The organism is Pseudomonas sp. SAS7 (assembly GCF_052112345.1).
Taxonomy (GTDB): domain Bacteria; phylum Pseudomonadota; class Gammaproteobacteria; order Pseudomonadales; family Pseudomonadaceae; genus Aquipseudomonas; species Aquipseudomonas putida_Q.
In genome coordinates, this window is record NZ_JBEGGO010000020.1 from 101,996 (window position 1) to 124,507 (window position 22,512).

General features: G+C 63.8%; 20 protein-coding genes. 14 read left to right on the plus strand and 6 right to left on the minus strand.

Annotation, left to right across the window (positions count from 1 at the left end; genetic code table 11):
• Positions 1–113: 113 nt before the first annotated feature.
• The 5 genes from ABI582_RS25710 to gatC form a co-directional block, all read right to left on the minus strand.
• Entirely contained in the window at positions 114–1,157 is a 1,044-nt protein-coding gene (locus tag ABI582_RS25710; protein ID WP_442120651.1) for a calcium/sodium antiporter, read from the minus strand.
• Between the two features lie 60 nt (positions 1,158–1,217).
• Complete coding sequence (locus tag ABI582_RS25715) at positions 1,218–1,592, minus strand: septal ring lytic transglycosylase RlpA family protein (RefSeq protein WP_338746159.1); 375 nt, start codon at positions 1,590–1,592, stop codon at positions 1,218–1,220.
• Positions 1,593–1,727: 135 nt separating this feature from the next.
• Complete coding sequence (gatB, locus tag ABI582_RS25720; protein ID WP_016501353.1) at positions 1,728–3,173, minus strand: Asp-tRNA(Asn)/Glu-tRNA(Gln) amidotransferase subunit GatB; 1,446 nt, start codon at positions 3,171–3,173, stop codon at positions 1,728–1,730.
• A gap of 11 nt (positions 3,174–3,184) precedes the next feature.
• Complete coding sequence (gene gatA, locus ABI582_RS25725; RefSeq protein WP_442120652.1) at positions 3,185–4,636, minus strand: Asp-tRNA(Asn)/Glu-tRNA(Gln) amidotransferase subunit GatA; 1,452 nt, start codon at positions 4,634–4,636, stop codon at positions 3,185–3,187.
• A 15-nt stretch (positions 4,637–4,651) separates the two neighbouring features.
• On the minus strand, positions 4,652–4,939 hold the full coding sequence (gene gatC / locus ABI582_RS25730; RefSeq protein ID WP_442120653.1) for an Asp-tRNA(Asn)/Glu-tRNA(Gln) amidotransferase subunit GatC: 288 nt from the start codon (positions 4,937–4,939) through the stop codon (positions 4,652–4,654).
• 205 nt (positions 4,940–5,144) lie between these two features.
• On the opposite strand from gatC, the gene mreB reads away from it, so the two are divergent.
• The 8 genes from mreB (at position 5,145) to tldD (ending at position 16,264) form a co-directional block, all read left to right on the plus strand.
• Positions 5,145–6,182 (plus strand): rod shape-determining protein MreB, encoded by a 1,038-nt coding sequence (gene mreB, locus ABI582_RS25735; protein ID WP_003255163.1) that lies wholly within the window; start codon positions 5,145–5,147, stop codon positions 6,180–6,182.
• 226 nt (positions 6,183–6,408) lie between these two features.
• Positions 6,409–7,413 carry a rod shape-determining protein MreC gene (gene mreC, locus ABI582_RS25740; protein ID WP_442120654.1) on the plus strand — a complete coding sequence of 335 codons (1,005 nt, stop codon included), beginning with the start codon at positions 6,409–6,411 and terminating at the stop codon, positions 7,411–7,413.
• Complete coding sequence (gene mreD / locus ABI582_RS25745; protein WP_016485021.1) at positions 7,413–7,901, plus strand: rod shape-determining protein MreD; 489 nt, start codon at positions 7,413–7,415, stop codon at positions 7,899–7,901. The genes mreC and mreD overlap by 1 nt, the downstream gene beginning before the upstream one ends.
• A 33-nt stretch (positions 7,902–7,934) precedes the next feature.
• On the plus strand, positions 7,935–8,546 hold the full coding sequence (locus ABI582_RS25750; protein WP_442120655.1) for a Maf family protein: 612 nt from the start codon (positions 7,935–7,937) through the stop codon (positions 8,544–8,546).
• 54 nt (positions 8,547–8,600) lie between these two features.
• On the plus strand, positions 8,601–10,058 hold the full coding sequence (rng, locus tag ABI582_RS25755) for a ribonuclease G (RefSeq protein ID WP_049275123.1): 1,458 nt from the start codon (positions 8,601–8,603) through the stop codon (positions 10,056–10,058).
• Between the two features lie 82 nt (positions 10,059–10,140).
• Complete coding sequence (locus ABI582_RS25760) at positions 10,141–13,962, plus strand: YhdP family protein (protein ID WP_442120656.1); 3,822 nt, start codon at positions 10,141–10,143, stop codon at positions 13,960–13,962.
• 8 nt (positions 13,963–13,970) lie between these two features.
• Positions 13,971–14,822, plus strand: coding sequence for a carbon-nitrogen hydrolase family protein (locus tag ABI582_RS25765; protein ID WP_258911678.1), 852 nt, complete (start codon positions 13,971–13,973; stop codon positions 14,820–14,822).
• Positions 14,823–14,824: 2 nt separating this feature from the next.
• Complete coding sequence (tldD, locus tag ABI582_RS25770) at positions 14,825–16,264, plus strand: metalloprotease TldD (protein WP_338746166.1); 1,440 nt, start codon at positions 14,825–14,827, stop codon at positions 16,262–16,264.
• 124 nt (positions 16,265–16,388) lie between these two features.
• Here tldD and yjgA read toward each other — a convergent pair whose 3' ends face one another.
• A complete protein-coding gene (gene yjgA / locus ABI582_RS25775) occupies positions 16,389–16,907 on the minus strand; it encodes a ribosome biogenesis factor YjgA (RefSeq protein WP_027595596.1) in 519 nt (172 codons plus the stop codon).
• A gap of 109 nt (positions 16,908–17,016) precedes the next feature.
• On the opposite strand from yjgA, the gene pmbA reads away from it, so the two are divergent.
• From pmbA to ABI582_RS25805, 6 genes are all read left to right on the plus strand, one after another.
• Entirely contained in the window at positions 17,017–18,363 is a 1,347-nt protein-coding gene (gene pmbA / locus ABI582_RS25780; protein ID WP_442120657.1) for a metalloprotease PmbA, read from the plus strand.
• 240 nt (positions 18,364–18,603) lie between these two features.
• Entirely contained in the window at positions 18,604–19,005 is a 402-nt protein-coding gene (locus ABI582_RS25785; protein WP_019471375.1) for a hypothetical protein, read from the plus strand.
• Positions 18,998–20,374 carry a class II fumarate hydratase gene (locus ABI582_RS25790; RefSeq protein ID WP_338746169.1) on the plus strand — a complete coding sequence of 459 codons (1,377 nt, stop codon included), beginning with the start codon at positions 18,998–19,000 and terminating at the stop codon, positions 20,372–20,374. Before ABI582_RS25785 ends, ABI582_RS25790 begins: the two co-directional genes overlap by 8 nt.
• A 28-nt stretch (positions 20,375–20,402) precedes the next feature.
• Positions 20,403–20,864 carry a DUF2753 family protein gene (locus ABI582_RS25795; protein ID WP_442120658.1) on the plus strand — a complete coding sequence of 154 codons (462 nt, stop codon included), beginning with the start codon at positions 20,403–20,405 and terminating at the stop codon, positions 20,862–20,864.
• 1 nt (position 20,865) lies between these two features.
• Positions 20,866–21,477, plus strand: coding sequence for a superoxide dismutase (locus ABI582_RS25800; protein ID WP_442120659.1), 612 nt, complete (start codon positions 20,866–20,868; stop codon positions 21,475–21,477).
• An 11-nt stretch (positions 21,478–21,488) separates the two neighbouring features.
• On the plus strand, positions 21,489–22,382 hold the full coding sequence (locus ABI582_RS25805) for a ZIP family metal transporter (protein ID WP_258655402.1): 894 nt from the start codon (positions 21,489–21,491) through the stop codon (positions 22,380–22,382).
• The last annotated feature ends 130 nt before the right edge of the window (positions 22,383–22,512 follow it).

A 22,512-nucleotide genomic window follows, 5' to 3' on the forward strand; every position in this document is an offset into this window, starting at 1 on the left:
ATTGGCCCGAAACAAACGTAGGAGCGAGCTTAGCTCGCGATGCGCCGCGCGGGCGGCGCTCGATCTAAAGGGCGACACAAGGGTTAAGGCATGCGCCAGATGACATGGCCAGATCAATGCTGCCGGCGCCAGGCGCGCACGGTGGTATACAACAGCACCGCGGCAAGCACTGGCAGTACATAGAACAGCATCAACCGCTCCAGGCGCCCGGCCAGCGGCATGCCCATGGTAAACGCCGCCACATGCAGCCCGTAGGCCAGGTACAGGCAGAGGAACACCAGGCCTTCGGCGCGGGTGATGCGGTACCCGGAATAGAACACCGGCAGGCTCAGCACGGCAACCCCGAGCATCACTGGCAGGTCGAACGCCAAGGCGTTGGGCGAGATCGACAGCGGCTCAGGGGTGATCAGCGCGGTCAGGCCCAGCACGGCCAGCAGGTTGAACAGGTTGCTGCCGATGACCGTGCCCACGGCAATTTCCCGTTCACCGCGCAGGGCAGCGATCAATGCGGCGGCGAGCTCTGGCAGGGATGTACAGATGGCGACGACGGTCAGGCCGATGATGCGCTCGGACAGCCCCAGGTCGGTGGCAACCTCCACGGCGGCCTCCAGCAGCAGGTGCCCCGCCAGGCTCAGCAGGGCAAGGCCGGCCAACACCAGCAGCAGCGTGCCTGACCAGAAGCGCCTGGCGCTGGATTTGGCGGTGTCCGGCGCGGGGTAGGTGCGTGCGTAGTGGCGCGACTGGTGCCAGAGCATTACCAGGTAGCCGACCAGGCCAAGCAGTAGCAGCCCCCCTTCAAACCGGCCCAGGTAACCGTTGGCGCACAGGGCATAGACCAGGCCACTGGCGACGATCATCAGCGGAATGTCCAGGCGCACCAGCTGGCGCGACACGCGCAAGGGGATGATCAGCGCGGCCAGGCCGAGAATGACCAGTACGTTGAATATGTTGCTGCCGATCACACTGCCGACCGCCACATCCGGCGCGCCCTGGTAGGCGGCCTGCAGGCTGACGGTGAGTTGTGGCGCGGTACTGCCGAAGGCCACCAGGCTCAGGCCGATGATCAAGGGGCGAACATGAAGGCGCTGAGCAAGGCGCAGCGCTGCGCGCACCAGCAATTCGGCGCCGCCGACCAGCAGCAGCAGGGCAATGCCCAATTGCAGCAGGCTGAAGGTGGGAAGGGTGGCCAGGTCGAAAATGGTCGGACTCCTGTCGCGTCAGTCGCTAAGCCCTTGTACTCGCACGCGCGCTGTTCCGCTACGGAGCATGCCGATTTTTTCTGCTGCGGCGCGAGACAGGTCGATCAGGCGGCCGCGGGTGTGCGGGCCACGGTCGTTGATGCGCACCACCACACTGCGCTGGTTGGCCGTGTTGGTGACCCGTACGCGAGTGCCGAACGGCAGGCTGCGATGGGCGGCGGTAAGGCCATGCTGGTTGAACGGTTCGCCGCTGGCGGTGCGTTTGCCGTGGTGGCGCGAGCCGTAATAGGAAGCGGTGCCCGTCTGGTCGTAACCGCGCGGGTCGATGTCGTGGCTGGCGCAGCCGGCCAGCAGGGAGAAGAGGGCGAGAGTACCCAGGGATTTTTTCAGCAAGTCAGATGCGCTCCAGTGCGGCCATTCGCGGGCTTGCCCGCTCCCACAGGCATATCACCGCCTGTGAGAGCCGTGCAGTCCTGTGGGAGCGGGCAAGCCCGCGAACGAGGGCAGAGCCCTCGCAGCATATTCAGGTCAGCCTTCGAGCTTGGCCTTGAGCAATTGGTTCACCTGCCCCGGGTTGGCCTTGCCTTTGGAAGCCTTCATCGCCTGGCCGACAAAGAAGCCGAACATCTTGCCACGCTTGGCCTCGTCGGCGGCGCGGTACTGTTCGACCTGCTCGGCGTTGGCCGCCAGCATTTCGTCGAGCATCTTGTCGATCGCACCGGTGTCGGTAACCTGCTTCAGGCCTTTGCTTTCGATGATGCTGTCGGCGTCGCCTTCACCGGCAGCCATGGCCTCGAACACGGTCTTGGCGATCTTGCCGCTGATGGTGTTGTCGCGGATGCGCAGCAGCATGCCACCCAGGTGCGCGGCGCTGACCGGTGCCTGGTCGATCTCGATGCCCAGCTTGTTAAGCAGGCTGCCCAGCTCGACCATGACCCAGTTGGCGGCCAGCTTGGCGTCGCCACCAATTTTTACCACTTCCTCGAAGTAGTCTGCCTGTTCGCGGCTGGATGCCAGCACGTTGGCGTCATAGGCCGACAGGCCGTACTGGCTCTGGAAGCGTTCGACCTTCTGTGGCGGCAGCTCCGGGAGGCCGGCGCGGATGGTTTCGAGGAAGCTGTCCTCGATCACCACCGGCAGCAGGTCCGGGTCGGGGAAGTAACGGTAGTCGTTGGCTTCTTCCTTGCTGCGCATGGAGCGGGTTTCGTCTTTGTTCGGATCGTACAGGCGGGTTTCCTGCACGACCTTGCCGCCGTCTTCGATCAGGTCGATCTGGCGCTGGATTTCGCTGTTGATCGCGCGCTCGATGAAGCGGAACGAGTTGACGTTCTTGATCTCGCAGCGGGTGCCGAACTCGACCTGGCCTTTCGGGCGAATCGACACGTTGCAGTCGCAGCGTAGCGAGCCTTCGGCCATGTTGCCGTCGCAGATGCCCAGGTAGCGCACCAGTGCGTGGATCGCCTTGACGTAGGCCACGGCTTCCTTGGCACTGCGCATGTCAGGCTCGGAGACGATTTCCAGCAGCGGGGTGCCGGCACGGTTGAGGTCGATGCCGGTGGAGCCGCTGAAGTCTTCGTGCAGGCTTTTGCCTGCGTCTTCTTCCAGGTGCGCGCGGGTTACCCCGATGCGCTTGATGGTGCCGTCTTCCAGGGCGATATCCAGGTGACCCTTGCCGACGATCGGCAGGTCCATCTGGCTGATCTGATAGCCCTTGGGCAGGTCCGGGTAGAAGTAGTTCTTGCGCGCGAACACGTTGCGCTTGCCGATCTCGGCATCGATGGCCAGGCCGAACATGCACGCCATGCGCACGGCTTCCTGGTTCAGCACCGGCAGTACGCCGGGCATCCCCAGGTCAACCAGGCTGGCCTGGGTGTTCGGCTCGGAACCGAAGGTGGTGGCGCTGCCGGAGAAGATCTTCGACTGGGTGGCGAGCTGAGTGTGGATTTCCAGCCCGATCACAACTTCCCATTGCATGTGTGAACTCCTCAGAAGCCGTTGGGGGCACGGGTGTGCCAGTCGGTCACTTGCTGGTAGCGGTGCGCGACGTTGAGCAGGCGGCCTTCCTGGAAGTACGGCGCCAGCAGCTGCACACCGACCGGCAGGCCGTCGACGAAGCCGGCCGGCATCGACAGGCCCGGCAGGCCCGCCAGGTTGGCGGTGATGGTGTAGACGTCTTCCAGGTAGGCGGCGACCGGGTCGCTGCTCTTGGCGCCAAGCTTCCAGGCCGGGTTCGGCGTGGTAGGGCCGAGGATCAGGTCGACATCGTTGAAAGCGGCCATGAAGTCGTTCTTGATCAGGCGGCGGATCTGCTGTGCCTTCACGTAGTACGCGTCGTAGTAGCCGGCCGACAGGGCGTAGGTGCCGACCATGATGCGGCGCTGCACTTCAACGCCGAAGCCTTCGCCACGGGAACGCTTGTACAGGTCGGTGAGGTCTTTCGGGTCTTCGCAGCGGTAGCCGAAGCGCACGCCGTCGAAGCGCGACAGGTTGGAAGAGGCTTCAGCCGGGGCGATCACGTAGTAGGCCGGGATGGCGTGCTGCATGTTCGGCAGGCTGATTTCCTTGACCACAGCGCCGAGCTTTTCCAGCTCTTTGACGCTGGCCTGGACCAGGTCGGCGATACGCGGGTCGAGGCCTGCACCGAAGTACTCTTTCGGCAGACCGATGCGCAGGCCCTGCAGCGAACCATTGAGGTTGGCGCTGTAGTCCGGCACCGGCTCTTCGATGCTGGTGGAGTCCTTGGCGTCGAAACCGGCCATGCCTTGCAGCAGCAGGGCGCAGTCCTCGGCAGTGCGGGCCAGCGGGCCGCCCTGGTCGAGGCTGGAGGCGTAGGCGATCATGCCCCAGCGCGAAACACGACCGTACGTCGGTTTGAGGCCGGTGAGGTTGGTCAGTGCCGCCGGCTGGCGGATCGAACCGCCGGTGTCGGTGCCAGTGGTGGCCGGCAGCAGGCGCGCGGCCACGGCAGCGGCCGAACCGCCCGACGAACCGCCTGGGACGTGTTCGAGGTTCCACGGGTTCTTCACCGCGCCGTAGTGGCTGGATTCGTTGGCCGAACCCATGGCGAACTCGTCCATGTTGGTCTTGCCCAGGGTGACCATGCCGGCTTCAGCCAGCTTGGCGACCACGGTGGCGTCGTACGGCGCCTTGAAGCTGTCGAGCATCTTCGAGCCGCAACTGGTGCGTACGCCGTTGGTGCAGAACAGGTCCTTGTGGGCGATGGGTGCACCCAGCAGCGCGCCGGTTTCGCCTGCGGCGCGACGGGCGTCGGCGGCACGCGCCTGGCCCAGGGCCAGGTCTTCGGTGACGCTGATGAAGCTGTTGATTTGCGGGTCGAGTTGCTTGATGCGCGCCAACAGGGCGCCGGTCAGCTCTTCGGAGGAAAACGACTTGTCGGCGAGTCCGCGGGCGATCTCGGCCAGGGTCAATTGATGCATGGCAGGCTCTATCCCTTACTCGATGACTTTGGGAACCAGGTACAGACCGCTTTCGGTCGACGGCGCGATAGCCTGGTAGACGTCGCGCTGGTTGCTTTCGGTGACCTGGTCGGGGCGCAGGCGCTGGCTGGCCTCCAGCGGGTGGGCCAGGGGCTCGATGCCAGTGGTGTCGACCGCTTGCATCTGGTCGACCAGCCCGAGGATGCTGTTCAGGGCATCGGTAATGCGTGGCAGTTCGCCATCATTCAGCCCAAGACGGGCCAGATGGGCGATCTTTTCCACGTCGCAGCGTTCAAGCGCCATGAAGATCTCCAAGGGAAACAAAGAACGGAATTTGGGTCCGCGATGAGGAACATGTCAGCTTTCTGGCGGTCCAACGGCCGCGATCATCGGCTGGCATGCTCGGAAAAACAGCCAATTTAACATATTGGCTCCTTGCCCAAAATCCCTGCCATTGTTAGAGTTTGCCGCACTTTTTTACCCACGCTTTCCCCAGGGTCACTTTCCCATGTTCAAGAAACTGCGTGGCATGTTTTCCAGCGATCTTTCCATCGACCTGGGTACTGCCAACACCCTTATTTACGTGCGTGAGCGCGGTATCGTCCTGAATGAGCCCTCGGTTGTTGCCATCCGTACCCATGGCAATCAGAAAAGCGTCGTCGCCGTCGGTACCGAAGCCAAACGCATGCTGGGCCGTACGCCTGGCAACATTGCTGCCATTCGTCCGATGAAGGACGGCGTCATCGCCGACTTCAGCGTTTGCGAAAAAATGTTGCAATATTTTATCAACAAGGTTCACGAAAACAGCTTCCTGCAGCCAAGCCCGCGCGTGCTGATCTGCGTACCGTGCAAGTCGACCCAGGTAGAACGCCGCGCCATTCGCGAGTCGGCCCTGGGTGCCGGTGCCCGTGAAGTGTTCCTGATCGAAGAGCCAATGGCAGCTGCCATCGGTGCTGGCTTGCCGGTTGAAGAGGCCCGCGGTTCGATGGTCGTCGACATCGGTGGTGGTACCACTGAAATCGCACTGATCTCCTTGAACGGCGTGGTTTATGCCGAGTCCGTCCGCGTTGGCGGCGACCGCTTCGACGAAGCCATCGTTACCTACGTGCGCCGCAACTACGGCAGCCTGATCGGCGAGTCCACTGCCGAGCGCATCAAGCAGGAAATCGGTACCGCCTACCCGGGCGGCGAAGTACGCGAAGTCGATGTGCGTGGCCGCAACCTGGCCGAGGGCGTTCCGCGTGCCTTCACCCTGAACTCCAACGAAGTGCTCGAAGCGCTGCAAGAATCGCTGGCGACCATCGTCCAGGCGGTGAAGAGCGCCCTGGAGCAATCGCCGCCCGAGCTGGCTTCGGACATCGCCGAGCGTGGCCTGGTGCTGACCGGTGGTGGTGCGCTGCTGCGTGACCTCGACAAGCTGCTGGCCCAGGAAACCGGCCTGCCGGTAATCGTCGCCGAGGACCCGCTGACCTGTGTCGCCCGTGGCGGCGGTCGCGCCCTGGAGATGATGGACAAGCACGCGATGGACCTGCTCTCCAGCGAGTGATTCCACTCGCTGCTAACGAGCGCCCGGTTTACAGGTAGTACGCACAGTGCTACCTGTATGTGCTGGGCTGGCGCCCGTTCAGGGCGCCGTATCCGTCAATCCGCAACCAGGCTGGTGCGTTGTTCCATGTCCAATGACCTCCTGAGTCGTCCACGAGGAACGGCCCATTAAACCGCTTTTCTCCAAGGGCCCTTCGCTGGGCGTTCGCCTGCTCGTTCTGGTGGTGATGTCGGTCGCGTTGATGGTTGTCGACGCGCGCTTTGACGTGCTCAAACCCGTGCGCAGTCAGATGGGCATGGTGCTGATGGAGTCGTACTGGATCACCGACCTGCCGCAACGTGCGTGGCAAGGCGTGGCCGGCCAGTTCGGCAGCCGCACTGAACTGATCGCCGAAAACGAAAAGCTCAAGACCGAAGCCCTGCTGTTGCAGGGGCGTCTGCAGAAGCTGGCAGCCCTGACCGAGCAGAACGTGCGCCTGCGCGAATTGCTGAATTCTTCGGCGCTGGTCAACGAAAAGGTCGAAGTGGCCGAGCTGATCGGGGTCGACCCCAACCCGTTCACCCACCGCATCCTGATCAACAAGGGCGAGCGTGATGGTGTGTTCCTTGGTCAGCCTGTGCTCGATGCGCGCGGCCTGATGGGCCAGGTGGTCGAGCTGATGCCCTACACCTCGCGGGTACTGTTGCTGACCGATACCACCCATAGCATTCCGGTGCAGGTCAACCGCAACGGCTTGCGCGCCATTGCCAGCGGCACCGGCAACCCGGAGCGCCTGGAACTGCGCCATGTGGCCGATACCGCGGACGTGAAGGAAGGCGACCTGTTGGTCAGCTCCGGCATGGGCCAGCGCTTCCCGGCTGGCTACCCGGTGGCGACGGTCAACGAGGTGATCCACGATTCCGGGCAGCCGTTCGCCATCGTGCGCGCCATCCCCACCGCCGCGCTCAATCGCAGCCGTTACATGCTGCTGGTATTCAGCGACCGGCGTACCCCGGAGCAGCGCGCCACTGATGCTGCCATCGCCCAGGAAGAGGCTGACCGCAAGGGCACTTCGGTCCCCGGCCAACCGGCGGGTACGGGCGAGCAGGGCACACCTGCCAGCCCTACGCCTGTAACCCCAGCCACACCCGCAGCGCCGACAGCACCGGCCACACAGCCTGCAGCTCCGGCGGCTAACCCTGCCACGCCTGCCGCAGCGCCTGCCGCACCCGCTAACACCCGGAGACAATGATGGCTGCTTCGCGCCGCAACAACGGCTGGGTCATCTGGCTGACTTTCGCCATCGGCCTGCTGCTCAGCGTCTCGCCCATGCCGCAGTTCATGGAAGTGTTCCGGCCCATGTGGCTGGCTTTGCTGGTGTCGTTCTGGACCCTGGCGGTGCCGGGCAAGGTCGGCATGACCACGGCATTCGTACTGGGCCTGGCCGAGGACGTGTTGTACGGCACCCTGCTGGGCCAGAACGCGTTGATCCTCACCCTCATCACCTTCCTGGTGTTATCCCTGCAGCAGCGCTTGCGCATGTTTCCCATGTGGCAGCAGAGCCTGGTGATCCTGGTCATTTTCGGCATCGCCCAGCTCATCCAGCTATGGCTCAGCGCCCTGACCGGCAACCGGCTGCCTACCTTGGCGCTGGTCTGGTCGGCGGTCATCAGTGCCTTGCTCTGGCCGTGGATCAGTTTCGCCCTGCGCGACCTGCGCCGACGCTTGCATATCAACTGACGGCGACGCCGCAACTGACAGGGAGATGTCTGCATGAACCCGTTATACCTGGCCTCTGGCTCGCCCCGCCGTCGTGAACTGCTGATCCAGATCGGTGTGCCCTTCACCGTCGTCAGTGCACCCATCGATGAATCCCCGCTGCCTGACGAAAGCGCCCCGGCCTACGTTGAGCGCCTGGCTCGGGCCAAGGCTGCCGCTGGTCTGGCCTGTGTCGAGGGCCCGGCTGTGGTGCTGGGGGCAGACACTGCCGTGGTGCTCGATGGTCGTATTCTGGGCAAACCGGAAAACCGCGAAGATGCCCTGGCCATGCTGGCTGGCCTGTCGGGCCGCGAGCACCAGGTATTGACTGCAGTTGCCCTCAGCGACGGCCTGCGTACGCAAAGCCTGTGCGTCACCAGCAACGTGCGCTTCCGGGCGATCAGCGCCGATGAAGCGCAACGCTACTGGGCCAGCGGCGAGCCTGTGGACAAGGCCGGTGGCTACGCCATCCAGGGCCTGGGCGCAGTGTTCGTCACCGGTCTGTCCGGCAGTTATTCGGCCGTGGTGGGCCTGCCGCTCAGTGAGACGGCCGAGTTGCTTGGCACGTTTGGTATCGCCTGTTGGCAATCGCCCGTGCATACGCCAGAGGTAACAAACCCGCAGTAGCCAGCACGGCATACGCCATCCATCATTACAAAAGACCTTTGACGAGAGCCGGCCATGAGTGAAGAGATCCTGATCAACATCACCCCGATGGAGTCACGCGTGGCGGTGGTGGAAAACGGGGTACTGCAGGAAGTGCACGTCGAGCGCACCCAGCGCCGTGGCATCGTCGGCAATATCTACAAGGGCAAGGTGGTGCGTGTGCTGCCAGGCATGCAGGCGGCCTTCGTCGACATCGGCCTGGAGCGCGCCGCGTTCATCCATGCGTCGGAAATTTCCCAGCGTGAAGGCTCGGCGGTCGAGACCATCACTGCGCTGGTGCACGAAGGCCAGGCCCTTGTGGTGCAGGTGACCAAGGACCCGATTGGCACCAAGGGCGCACGCCTGACCACCCAGCTGTCGATCCCTTCGCGCTACCTGGTGTACATGCCCCGCAGCAGCCATGTCGGCATTTCGCTGAAGATCGAAGACGAAGCCGAGCGAGACCGCCTCAAGCAGGTGGTCAGCAACTGCATGGAAAGCGAAAACATCAAGGATGCCGGTGGTTTCATCCTGCGCACCGCCGCCGAAGGCGCTCGTGCCGAAGAGATCCTGCAGGACATCCGCTACCTGCGCCGCCTGTGGGAGCAGATTGGCGCCCAGATCAAGACCTGCGGCGCGCCGATGGTCATCTACGAGGATCTGGGGCTGGCCCTGCGTACCCTGCGTGACCTGGTCAACCCCAAGATCGAGAAGATCCGCATCGACTCGCGTGAAACCTTCCAGAAGACCACGCAGTTCGTCGGTGAACTGATGCCGGAAATCGCCGACCGCCTCGAGCACTACCCGGGCGAACGGCCAATCTTTGACCTGTACGGTGTCGAAGACGAAATCCAGCGCGCCCTGGAGCGCAAGGTACCGCTCAAGTCCGGCGGCTACCTGGTGGTCGACCCGGCCGAAGCGATGACCACCATTGATGTGAACACCGGTGCATTCGTCGGCCATCGCAACCTTGAAGAGACCATCTTCAAGACCAACCTGGAGGCTGCCACCGCCATCGCCCGGCAACTGCGCCTGCGCAATATCGGCGGCATCATCATCATCGACTTCATCGACATGGAAGATGAAGAACACCAGCGCCAGGTGCTACGTACACTGGAAAAACAGCTGGAACGGGATCACGCAAAGACCAACATCATCGGCATCACCGAACTTGGCCTGGTGCAGATGACCCGCAAGCGCACCCGTGAAAGCCTGGAGCAGGTGCTGTGCGAGCCGTGCCTGGCCTGTCAGGGCCGCGGCAAGCTGAAAACCCCCGAGACCATCTGTTACGAAATCTTCCGCGAGATCCTGCGCGAGGCCCGTGCCTATCAGGCCGAGGGCTACCGCGTGCTGGCCAACCAGAAGGTGGTCGACCGCCTGCTGGATGAGGAGTCCGGCAACGTGGCAGAACTGGAGGCCTTTATCGGTCGAACCATTCGCTTTCAGGTCGAGTCGATGTATTCGCAGGAACAATACGACGTGGTGCTGCTCTGAGGTCTTCTCGAACGCACCGCTGGATGGCCGGGCTGGCGAAATCGCCACTACCGGCCATCATGGATAAACGACTTGGAGGGCCATGGCCATGGGACGTCTGACCCGCGTTCTTGTCGCCTTGACCCGCTGGGGGCTGGGCTTTTGCGCCCTGCTGGCGGTATTGGTGGCGCTGTATGTCAGCCTCGGCCGCGAATTGGTGCCGCTGGTGGCCGAGTACCGTGCCGATGTGGAGCGCAAGGCTGAGCAGGCGCTGGGCCTGCCGGTGCATGTCGGTGCCCTTGAAGGGCGCTGGAGCGGGCTGGCACCGGTGCTGCGGGTGCGTGACCTGCAACTGGGTGAAGGTGCCACAGCGCTGCGCCTGGATGACGTCAAGGTAGTTCCCGATGTCTGGGCCAGCCTCAGTGCCCGGGAAGTACGCCTGGCGCGAATACAGCTGGGCGGCCTGCAACTGATCCTGCGTGAGAACGAGCAAGGTGCCTGGCACCTTGAAGGCTTGCCGAAGAAGGACGATGCGCCGCTTGACCCCGCCGAACTACTGCAGCGCCTACGCCAGCTGGGCCGCATTGATGTGTTCGACAGCCAGGTCACCTTGCACCCGTGGCAGCGTGACCCGCTCACCCTGACGTATGTGAGCGCCGGCCTGCAGGCGGGTGCTTCGCGCCAGGCCCTGGACTTGAGTGCGACCCTGCCCGATGGCCAGCCCCTGGCGCTGAACCTGCGTAGCCGTGCGTCGGCAAAGGCCTGGCGTGATGCCCAGGTAGATGCCTACCTGAGCCTGCCGCAGAGTGACTGGGCGCGCTGGTTGCCCCCACGCCTGCTGGGCCAGTGGCATGCCGACGCGTTGCGAGCGGGCGGCGAGTTGTGGGTCGGCTGGCGCGAAAGGCAATTGCAGCAGGCAGTGGTGCGGCTCAATGCACCCGAGCTGCAGGGCGGTTACGCCGGGCGCAAGGCCGCAACACTGAACAACCTGGCCCTGGGCGCCTGGTTCCAGCGCCAGGCCCAAGGTTTTGATGTAGTGGTCGACTCCCTGGCCATGGACATTGGCAAGACCCGTTGGGAGTCGCACCTGCAGTTGCAGCAGCGCCCAGGCGAGAACGCTGCCGATGAAAGCTGGAAGCTGCAGGCCGACCGGCTGCACCTTACACCCCTAACCCCGCTGATCGAGGCCCTGGCACCGCTGCCTGACAATGTCATGGCCGTAGTCGATGGCCTGAAGGTAACCGGCGCGTTGCGCAATGTACGGCTGGAGGCCCGGCCCAAGGCCGAGGGTGACCAGCGCCTGCAATTCGACGCCAACCTGGAGAAGGTCGGTTTCGATGCCTATCACGGTGCCCCGGCTGCCGGTAACGTCAGCGGCAGCATCAGCGGCGACCTGGGGCATGGTGAACTGCGCCTCGATACCGATGCGTTCATGCTGCACCTGTACCCGATCTTCGCCAAACCCTGGCACTACCAGAAAGCCAATGCGCGCCTGACCTGGGCGCTGAACAAGGAAGGCTTCACCCTGATTGCGCCTTACCTCAAGGTGTTGGGCGAGGAGGGGAAGATTGCGGGTGACTTCCTTATCCGCCTGTTGTTCGAAGAAGGCCGCGAGGACTACATGGACCTGCGTGTCGGCCTGACCGAGGGCGATGGCCGCTACACCGCCAAGTACCTGCCCGAGGTGCTCAGCCCGGCCCTCGACGAATGGCTGCGCAGCGCCATCGTCAAAGGCACGGTGGATGAGGGCTACTTCCAGTACCAGGGCTCGCTGAATCATGGCGCCGCACCAGAGGCTCGCAGCATCAGCCTGTTTTTCAAGGTGCGGGACGCGGCCCTGGACTTCCAGCCCGGCTGGCCGCAGGTGCAGCACGTAGATGGCGATGTGTTCATCGAGGACAGTGGTGTGCGTATCAAGGCCCAGCGTGGCCTGTTGCTCGATACCAAGGTGAGCGATGTAAGCGTTGATATCCCGCATGTCGAGGGTGAGCAGCACAGTCGCCTGTACCTGGATGGCGACTTTGACGGCAGCCTGGGCGATGGCCTGAAAATACTCAAGGAAGCGCCGATCGGCACGGGCGAGATCTTCGCCGGCTGGGAGGGCGAAGGGCCGTTGAAGGGCAAGCTCAAGCTCGACATCCCGCTGGCCCACGGGGAACGGCCGAAAGTGCAGGTGGATTTCGCCACCAGCGATGCGCGCCTGAAGGTTGCCCCGCCGAGCCTGGAGTTGAGCCGCTTGAAGGGTGATTTCAGCTTCGATTTTGACAAAGGCCTGAGTGGCAAGGGGATCAGCCTGCAGGCGTTCGGCAAGCCGGTGACGGCGCAAATCACTGCCGAAGGCCAGCCGGGGCAGATGCAGACGCGCATCGACGCCAATGGCCAGGTATCGCTCAAGGCACTGACCGACTGGCTGCAGTTCAAACAGGCCTTGCCAGCGTCCGGTGACCTGCCTTACCAGTTGCAACTCAGCCTGGGTAGCCGGGACAACCGGCTGAGCGTCAACTCGAACCTGAAGGGCTTGGCGATCGACCTGCCGGCGCCCTTCGGCAAAGCTGCGGCAGACACCCGCGACAGCCGTTTCAGCATGAACCTGCAAGGCCAGGAGCGGCGGTTCGATGCCGCTTACACCGACCTTGCACGCTTTGCCTACGCCGCACCGGCCGACAAGCTCATGCAGGGGCGTGGTGAACTGCTGTTGGGCTCGGGTGAGGCCCAACTGCCAGCTGGCCAGGGATTGCGGGTACGCGGGCGCCTGGAGTCGCTGGACCTGGCGCCCTGGCAGGAACAGGCGGCCCGCCTTGCCGGTGACGACCCAGGTGGCAGCGCGCGACAGAACCTGCAAAGTGTCGACCTGAGCATCGGCCAGCTGAAAGCCTTCGGCATGGACCTGAACCAGGCCGTGGTGCGTATGGCTCGTGGCGGCGCGGCCTGGGACCTGCGCCTGGACAGCAAGGAAGTGATTGGCAACGCCCGTGTGCCGGATGCCAAGGGCGCGCCAATGGTCGTGCGGATGCAGACCCTGCGCCTGCCCGCTGCCGACCCTGCCCAGGCTCAGGCTGAAGAGGGCCCGGACCCGTTGGCCTCGTTCGACCCGCGCAAGGTACCGGCGCTGGACTTGAGCATCGACAAGCTCTACCGCGGCGACGACCTGTTCGGCAGCGCGGCGATCAAATTGCGACCGACAGCGCGGGGCGTGACCGCCAGCGATATCGACCTAGACTTCAAAGGGCTGCGCATCGACGGCGGTGGTGGCTGGGAGGGCGCGCAGGGCAGCACCAGCAGCTGGTACAAAGGGCGCCTGGACGGCAAGAACCTGGCAGATGTGCTCAAGGCCTGGGGCTTCGCCCCGACTGTGACCAGCCGTGACTTCCGCCTGGATGTGGACGGCCGCTGGCCGGGTTCGCCTGCTGCGGTGGGCCTGAAGCGCTTCTCTGGCAGCATGGACGCGGCACTGCGCACCGGCCAGTTCGTCGAAGTCGAAGGCAGTGCACAGGCACTGCGCGTGTTCGGCCTGCTCAACTTCAACTCGATTGGCCGGCGCCTGCGCCTGGACTTCTCTGACCTGTTCGAAAAGGGCCTGGCCTATGACCGGGTCAAAGGGCTGCTGGTGGCCAGTGACGGTGTCTATGTGACCCGCGAGCCGATCAGCGTAACTGGCCCGTCGAGCAACTTCGAGCTGGAAGGCACGCTGGACATGGTGCGCGACCGGGTTGATGCCAACCTGCAGGTGAGCCTGCCGGTGACCAACAACCTGCCGCTGGCGGCACTGATTATCGGCGCGCCAGCCGTAGGCGGCGCGCTGTTCCTGGTCGACCGGTTGATCGGTGACCGCGTGTCGCGCTTTGCCAGCGTGCACTACCGTGTCGAAGGGCCGTGGAAAGAGCCTAGAATCACATTTGTGAAACCTTTCGAGAAATCCCGCTAGGAGTGCCCATGAAGGCAGCGGTAATCCAGATGGTCAGCCAGGATGATGTGCTGGCCAACCTGCAGCGTGCCGGTGCCCTGTTGGAGCAGGCCGCATCTGGCGGCGCACGGCTGGCGGTACTGCCGGAAAACTTCGCCGCCATGGGTCGCAAGGACGCCGCTGCCATCGGCCGCGCCGAAGCATTGGGCGAAGGGCCGATCCTGCCATGGTTGAAACGCACCGCCCGCGACCTCAAGTTATGGATTGTGGCCGGTACCTTGCCCTTGCCTCCGGTCGGCCAGCCCGAGGCCAAGGCGCATGCCTGCTCGCTGCTGATCGATGAGCACGGCGAGGTGGCGGCACGCTATGACAAGCTGCACCTGTTCGACGTGGACGTTGCCGACAACCGCGGTCGGTACCGTGAGTCGGATGACTACGCCCATGGCGCCCAGGTGGTGGTGGCTGACACGCCGGTTGGGCGGCTGGGGCTTAGCGTGTGCTACGACTTGCGCTTTCCTGAGCTGTACAGCGCACTGCGCGAGGCCGGCGCGGAACTGATCACTGCCCCTGCGGCCTTCACTGCCGTGACAGGCGCGGCACATTGGGAGGTGCTGGTACGCGCCCGCGCAATCGAAACCCAGTGCTACCTGCTGGCTGCGGCGCAGGGCGGCACCCACCCAGGCCCTCGGGAAACCCATGGCCATGCGGCGATCGTCGACCCTTGGGGGCGCATCGTCGCAGAACAGGCGCAAGGCGAAGCAGTACTGCTTGCCGAGCGCGACATTGAAGAACAAGCGTCCATCCGGGCGCGCATGCCGGTGGTATCGCACCGGCGCTTTTTCTCGCAGGGCGCGTTGCGGCCTGCGCACACCTCGGAGTGACTATGAGCCAGATGTTATCCACCGTCAGTGAGCAGCTCCTGGCCCCAGGCGGCTTGACCCTGGACAGCCTGCAGAGCGTGCTGGGTGAGTTGGCCGGCCCCGGCATCGACGCCGCCGACCTGTATTTCCAGGGCCAGATCTCGGAAACCTGGGCGCTGGAAGACGGCATCGTCAAAGAGGGCAGCTTCAACCTGGACCAGGGCGTGGGCGTACGTGCCCAGTCCGGTGAAAAGACCGGCTTCGCCTACAGCAATGCGATCAACCTCGAGGCATTGACCTCGGCGGCGCGCGCCGCCCGTTCGATTTCACGTGCCGGGCAGAGCGGCACGGTACAGGCTTTCCGCAGTCAGGAAGTGACTGCCCTGTATGCCGCAGACAACCCGCTGGATGTACTCAGCCGTGCCGAAAAGGTCGAGCTGCTCAAGCGTGTCGATGTCGCCACCCGCGCCCTGGACCCGCGCATCCAGCAAGTCAGCGTGAGCATGGCCGGGGTCTGGGAGCGCATCCTGATCGCTGCGGCCGATGGCAGCCTGGCCGCCGACGTGCGCCCGCTGGTGCGCTTCAACGTCAGCGTCATCGTCGAACAGAATGGGCGTCGCGAGCGCGGCGGGCAGGGCGGTGGCGGGCGTACCGACTACCGTTTCTTCACCGAAGAACGGGTAATGGGCTATGCCCGCGAGGCATTGCGCCAGGCGCTGGTAAACCTGGAGGCGATCCCGGCACCTGCAGGCACCTTGCCGGTTGTACTGGGCTCGGGCTGGTCGGGGGTGTTGCTGCACGAGGCTGTAGGCCATGGCCTGGAGGGTGACTTCAACCGCAAAGGCAGTTCGGCGTTCAGCGGCCGCATTGGCGAGAAGGTGGCATCGAGCCTGTGCACCATCGTTGACGATGGCACGCTCGAAGGCCGCCGTGGCTCGCTGAGCGTGGATGACGAAGGCACCCCGACCGAATGCACCACGCTGATCGAGAACGGTGTGCTCAAGGGTTACATGCAGGACAAGCTCAACGCACGCCTGATGGGCATGGCGGTGACTGGCAACGGTCGCCGTGAATCCTACGCGCACCTGCCGATGCCCCGCATGACCAACACCTACATGCGTGCAGGCGAAAGCGACCCGCAGGAAATCATCGCGTCGGTGAAGAAGGGTATCTATTGCGCCAACCTGGGCGGTGGCCAGGTGGACATCACCAGCGGCAAGTTCGTGTTCTCGACCAGTGAGGCCTACCTGATCGAAGACGGCAAGATCACCGCGCCGGTCAAGGGTGCGACCCTGATTGGCAATGGCCCGGAGGCGATGAGCCGGGTGTCGATGGTCGGTAACGACCTGGCACTGGACAGCGGGGTAGGGACGTGTGGCAAGGACGGGCAATCGGTGCCGGTCGGGGTGGGGCAGCCTACCTTGAAGCTGGACGCGATTACCGTGGGCGGTACAGGCGCTTGATGGCCTCGGGGGCTCTTGTGGGAGCGGGCTTGCCCCGCGAAGCAGGCCACACGGTGGTGGCTGGCACCGGCTTTGCCGGTGTTCGCGGGGCAAGCCCGCTCCCACAGGGTCCCTGGGCGATCCGTCAGCGCAAACCGCGCTGTAACTCGTCGAGGTCGCGGATGTACTTGAACACCTTGCGCGCAGCAGCAGGCGGCTTGTTCCGCGCTTTTTCGTGCTGGGCATGTCGGATCAGCGAGCGCAGTTGCTGGCGATCGGTATCGGGGTATTCGTTGACGAAACGCTCGAGGTCTTCGTCATTACCGTCGATGAGCCGGTCGCGCCAGCGCTCCAGGCCGTGGAAGCGCTCGTTGTATTGGCGGGTCGAGCTGTCCATCTGCTCAAGCAAGGCGTGGATGGCATCCAGGTCCTGCACGCGCATCAGCTTGCCGACAAACGACATGTGGCGTTTGCGGGCACCGTGAGCGGTGTGCTTGGAAGCCTCGGCCAGGGCCTTGCGTAGCTCGTCGGTCAACGGCAGACGCGCCAGAGTGTCGGCCTTGAGCGTAGTGAGGCGCTCGCCGAGTTCAACCAGCTCATGCAGTTCGCGCTTGATCTGGGTTTTGCTTTTTTCGCCGTCGTAGGCGTCGTTTGAATCAACCATGGTGGCAGTCCGCTAGAAATCGTCGCCATGATAACCAGTCGGGGGCCGCTTGTCCGGCCCGGTCGTAGAATGACCCCAAGCCGTACGCAGAATTTTAGTGGAGAGAACCATGAGTGCAGTCCAGAGCGTAGGTCCGAAAGACCTGCCAGCATTGCAGGAGCAGGTCGAGGCGATCGTTGCCGAGGCGCGCCGCCAGGGGGCCAGCGCCTGCGAAGTGGCGGTGTCGCTGGAGCAGGGCCTGTCCACCACGGTACGCCAGCGTGAGGTCGAAACGGTCGAGTTCAACCGCGACCAGGGCTTTGGTATCACCCTTTATGTTGGCCAGCGCAAAGGCTCGGCCAGCACCTCGGCCAGTGGCCCGGACGCGATCCGCGAGACCGTCGCCGCAGCGTTGGCCATTGCCAAGCATACCTCCGAGGACGAATGCTCAGGCTTGGCCGACGCGGCGCTGATGGCCCGCGAAATCCCTGATCTGGACCTCTACCATGATTGGGATATCGAGCCCGAAAAGGCCATCGAGATGGCCCTGGCCTGCGAGGCTGCGGCGTTTGATGAAGACCCGCGCATTCTCAACGCCGATGGCACCACACTCAATACTCACCAGGGCTGCCGCGTGTATGGCAACAGCCATGGCTTCATCGGCAGTTACGCCTCTACCCGGCACAGTCTGAGCTGCGTGATGATCGCTGAAGGCGACGGGCAGATGCAGCGTGACTACTGGTACGACGTGAACCGCCAGGGCAACCTGCTGGCCGACCCACGCAGTATCGGCGCCCGCGCTGCCCAGCGCGCAGCCAGCCGTTTGGGCGCACGCCCGGTACCGACCTGCGAGGTGCCGGTGCTGTTTTCCGCCGAGCTGGCCGGTGGCCTGTTCGGCAGTTTCCTCTCGGCCATTTCCGGCGGCAATCTTTACCGCAAGTCGTCGTTCCTTGAAGGCACCATTGGCCAACGCCTGTTCCCCTCCTGGCTGACCCTTGACGAGCGCCCCCATATTCCACGGGCACTGGGCAGCGCAGCATTCGATGGTGATGGCCTGGCTACCTATGCCAAGCCGTTCGTCGACAAAGGCGAGCTGGTGTCGTACCTGCTGGGCACCTATTCCGGGCGCAAGCTGGGCTTGCCTAGCACGGCCAACTCCGGTGGCGTGCACAACCTGTTCGTCACTCACGGTGTCGAAGATCAGGCCGCGTTGATCCGCCGTATGGGGCGCGGGCTGCTGGTGACCGAGTTGATGGGGCATGGGCTGAACATGGTGACGGGGGATTATTCCCGTGGTGCGGCAGGCTTCTGGGTCGAAAATGGCGAGATTCAGCATGCGGTGCAGGAAGTGACCATTGCCGGCAATATGAAGGATATGTTCCAGCAGATTGTTGCGATTGGCAGCGATCTTGAAACCCGCAGCAACATCCACACGGGCTCGGTTCTGATCGAACGGATGACTGTTGCTGGTAGCTGATTGTTAACCTGTACCGGCCTCTTCGCGGGTGAACCCGCTCCCACAGAGATTGCACCGGCTCAGGCTTGGTGAAATCCCTGTGGGAGCCGGTTTACCCGCGAAGAGGCCAGTACAGGCGCCAGTTATTGCTCCGATAAAATGAAGACCCGGCCCCTGCGCCGGGTTTTTTTTCATCACCTTTTTCTTGAAGTGATTCTGTTTATCACTTAATAATGAATATCATTATCCAGTAACCCGGCGATGATGTTCATGAAACCCGTCCTCCGCGAACTGCCCTACCTGGAAAACTGGCGCTGGCTCAGCCGGCGCATTCGCTGTGCGCTCGAGCCCGACGAGCCGCGCCTGATCGAGCATTACCTGGCCGAAGGCCGCTACCTGGTGTGCTGCACCGAGACCTCGTCATGGACGGTGGCACTGACCTCTTTCCGCCTGCTGCTGGATACCGCCTGCGACCGCATGCTGCCTTGGCATTGGCGCTGCCTGTGCCTGGACCAGGCCTGGCGCCCGCTCCTGGACCTGCGCAACCTCGACCGCCACGAACAGAACCAGCGCTGGCAGCCCTATGCCCTGCAGTTGGCCAATTGCCGTCTGCTGCCGTCGATTTCTCCCGATGAACTGATGCAAGGATTTGATGATGAGTGATACCCGTATCGAGCGTGACAGCATGGGTGAACTGCAGGTGCCGGCCCAGGCCCTGTACGGTGCCCAGACCCAGCGCGCGGTCGACAACTTCCCGGTCAGTGGCCTGCGCATGCCGGCCCAGTTCATTCGTGCCTTGTTGCTGGCCAAAGCTGCCGCCGCCAAGGCCAACGTGGAGCTGGAGCAACTGTCTGCGGCGCAGGGCCAGGCCATCGTCAAGGCTGTCGAGCAACTGCTGGCGGAAGACTTCATCCAGCACTTCCCGGTGGATGTGTTCCAGACCGGCTCCGGCACCAGCTCGAACATGAACGCCAACGAGGTGATTGCCACCCTGGCCAGCCGCGTGCTGGGTGACGCTGTCAACGCCAACGACCACGTCAACTGTGGCCAGAGCAGCAACGACATCATCCCCACCACCATTCATGTCAGCGCTGCGCTGGCCTTGCACGAGCAGTTGCTGCCGGCCCTGAGCCACCTGGTACAGGTGATCGAGACCAAGTCGGCGCAAGTGCATCAGTATGTGAAAACGGGCCGTACCCACCTGATGGACGCCATGCCTGTGCGCATGAGCCAGGTGCTGGATGGCTGGGCGGCACAGATCAACGCTGCCAAGGGGCACATCGAAGCGACCCTGCCGAGCCTGCAGGCGCTGGCCCAGGGCGGCACCGCCGTGGGTACCGGCATCAACGCCCACCCTCAGTTCGCTGCCGGTTTCGCCCGACAGCTCAGCGGCTTGACCCAGGTCGAGTTCACCCCAGGGCAGAACCTGTTCGCCCTGATCGGCTCGCAGGACACTGCCGTGGCGCTGTCTGGCCAGCTGAAGACCACCGCCGTGGCACTGATGAAGATCGCCAACGACCTGCGCTGGATGAACTCCGGCCCCCTGGCCGGTTTGGGTGAAATCGAGCTGCAAGGCTTGCAGCCGGGCTCTTCGATCATGCCTGGCAAGGTCAACCCCGTGATCCCGGAGGCCACCGCCATGGTTGCCGCCCAGGTGATCGGTAATGACGCGACCATCGCTGTCGCTGGCCAGTCCGGCAATTTCGAGCTGAACGTGATGCTGCCAGTGATCGCCCGCAACTTGCTGGAGAGCATCGAGCTGATGGCGAACGTCAGCCGTTTGCTGGCCGACAAGGCCATCGCCAGCTTCAAGGTCAACGAGGCCAAGCTCAAGGAAGCCCTGGCGCGCAACCCGATCCTGGTCACTGCGCTGAACCCGATCATCGGTTACCTCAAGGCCGCCGAAATCGCCAAGACCGCCTACAAGCAGGGTCGCCCGGTCATCGATGTGGCGCTGGAGCACACCGACCTGTCGCGCGACCAGCTTGAAGCGCTGCTGAACCCGGAAAAACTCACCGCCGGCGGTATCTGACCCTGCGTCACCGCCCAGGAGACATCCCATGCAGCACTGGAAACGCACCACGGAAACCGCCAACCGCCTGTTCGAACAAGGCGAGCTGGTCGACGCCCGGGAACACTACCTGCAAGCCCTGGCGCTGGCCCAGGTGCTGTTCGAGCGCTGGCATGACGTCGACGAAGCGGTGGCCGTGTTCGTCATCGCCCACCACAACCTGGCCGACCTGCACCTGCGCCTGAATCAGCCGCACGAGAGCGCCGACTACCTGTGCGCCGCCCACCAGCGGCTGCTGCAGGCCAGCCAGGAGCCGCGCTTGCCCCAGGTGCTGCGTGACGCAGCCCTGCGCCACAGTGGGCGAACCTACACCGAACTGCTGAATTTCATCGCCGAGTACGGCCAGTACCCGCGAACCGAGCGCCTGCTCAACCGCCACAATGCCGGGGTCAGCGAACTCGCTGCCCAGCCGGGCGTGGCGCCTGGAACCCATGCTTACGGAGTTCACTGACATGCCCCATACCTTGCCTGCTTTGCCTTACGCCTACGATGCGCTGGAGCCGCACATCGACGCCCAGACCATGGAGATCCACCACAGCAAGCACCATCAGACTTACGTCAACGGCCTCAATGCCGCCATCGAAGGCACCGAGTGGGCCGAGTGGCCGGTGGAGAAACTGGTCGGTGCGGTCAAGCAACTGCCGGAAAACCTGCGCGGTGCGGTCACCAACCATGGCGGCGGCCACGCCAACCACAGCCTGTTCTGGACCGTAATGTCTCCCCAGGGCGGCGGTGCGCCACAGGGCCAGCTGGCGCAGGCCATCTCGACGCAACTGGGCGGTTTCGACGCCTTCAAGGATGCCTTCACCAAAGCGGCGCTGACCCGCTTCGGCAGCGGCTGGGCCTGGCTCAGCGTGACGCCGCAGAAAACCCTGGTGGTGGAAAGCAGCGGTAACCAGGACAGCCCGCTGATGCACGGCAATACGCCGATCCTCGGCCTGGACGTGTGGGAGCATGCCTACTATCTGAAGTACCAGAACCGTCGTCCGGAATACATCGGTGCTTTCTACAACGTCATTGCCTGGGCGGAAGTGGAACGTCGTTACGTTGAAGCCCTGAAGTGAGTCGGACCGGTATGCGCTCTGAGGTGATGTCTGTCAGCAGTGTGCGCCTGTTTCGCCTGGCGCTTGGGACTTTGCTTTTGCTGGCGGGCACCGCGCTGTTGGTAGCGCGTGGCCTTGCCTGGCTGGACCTGGAGCCACGCATGTTGCGCGCCCTGGAGGGCGGCGCATTGTGCGCACTGGGGACGGCGTTGGGGGCGGTACCGGTACTGGTCATTCGCAACATGCCGGTGGCGCTGGCCGACACACTGCTGGGCTTCGGCGCCGGCGTGATGCTGGCGGCCACCGCGTTTTCCCTGATCATCCCGGGGTTGGACGCGGCCCAATCCATCGGTTTCAGCCCTTGGGGTGCGGGTGGCTTGATCAGCTTTGGCTTGTTGTTCGGTGCGCTGTGCCTGTTTCTGGTTGACCTCAAGGTGTCTGGCACCTCACCAGAAGCGCTGGTCGGCACCGGCAACCAGCCGGTGATTGCTGCGCGCATCTGGCTGTTTGTCATCGCCATCATCGCGCACAACATCCCCGAAGGCATGGCCATCGGTGTATCGGCCGGTGGTGGCATGCCCGACGCCGACAGCCTGGCCATGGGCATTGCGTTGCAGGATGTGCCTGAGGGGCTGGTAATTGCGCTGGTGCTGGCCGGGGCGGGCATGTCGCGCTTCAAAGCCTTCTTGATAGGCGCAGCGTCAGGCCTGGTCGAGCCGGTGGCTGCGGTGATCTGCGCCTGGCTGGTGAACATCGCCGAACTGCTGCTGCCGCTGGGCCTGGCCTGCGCGGCGGGGGCAATGCTGCTGGTGGTGACCCAGGAGATCATCCCGGAGTCTCGCAGCAACGGCCATCATCGCCTGGCCAGCCTGGGGCTGTGTATTGGCTTCTGCCTGATGATGGTGATGGATACAGCGATGTCCTGATTCGTCATCAGGTTTGCGCGTTCCCTGTAGGAGCGGCCTTGTGTCGCGATAGGCCGCAAAGCGGCCCCAGCGATTGGTGACTTATCGCTGAAATCCTGGGGCGGCTTTGCAGCCCTGTCGCGACACAAGG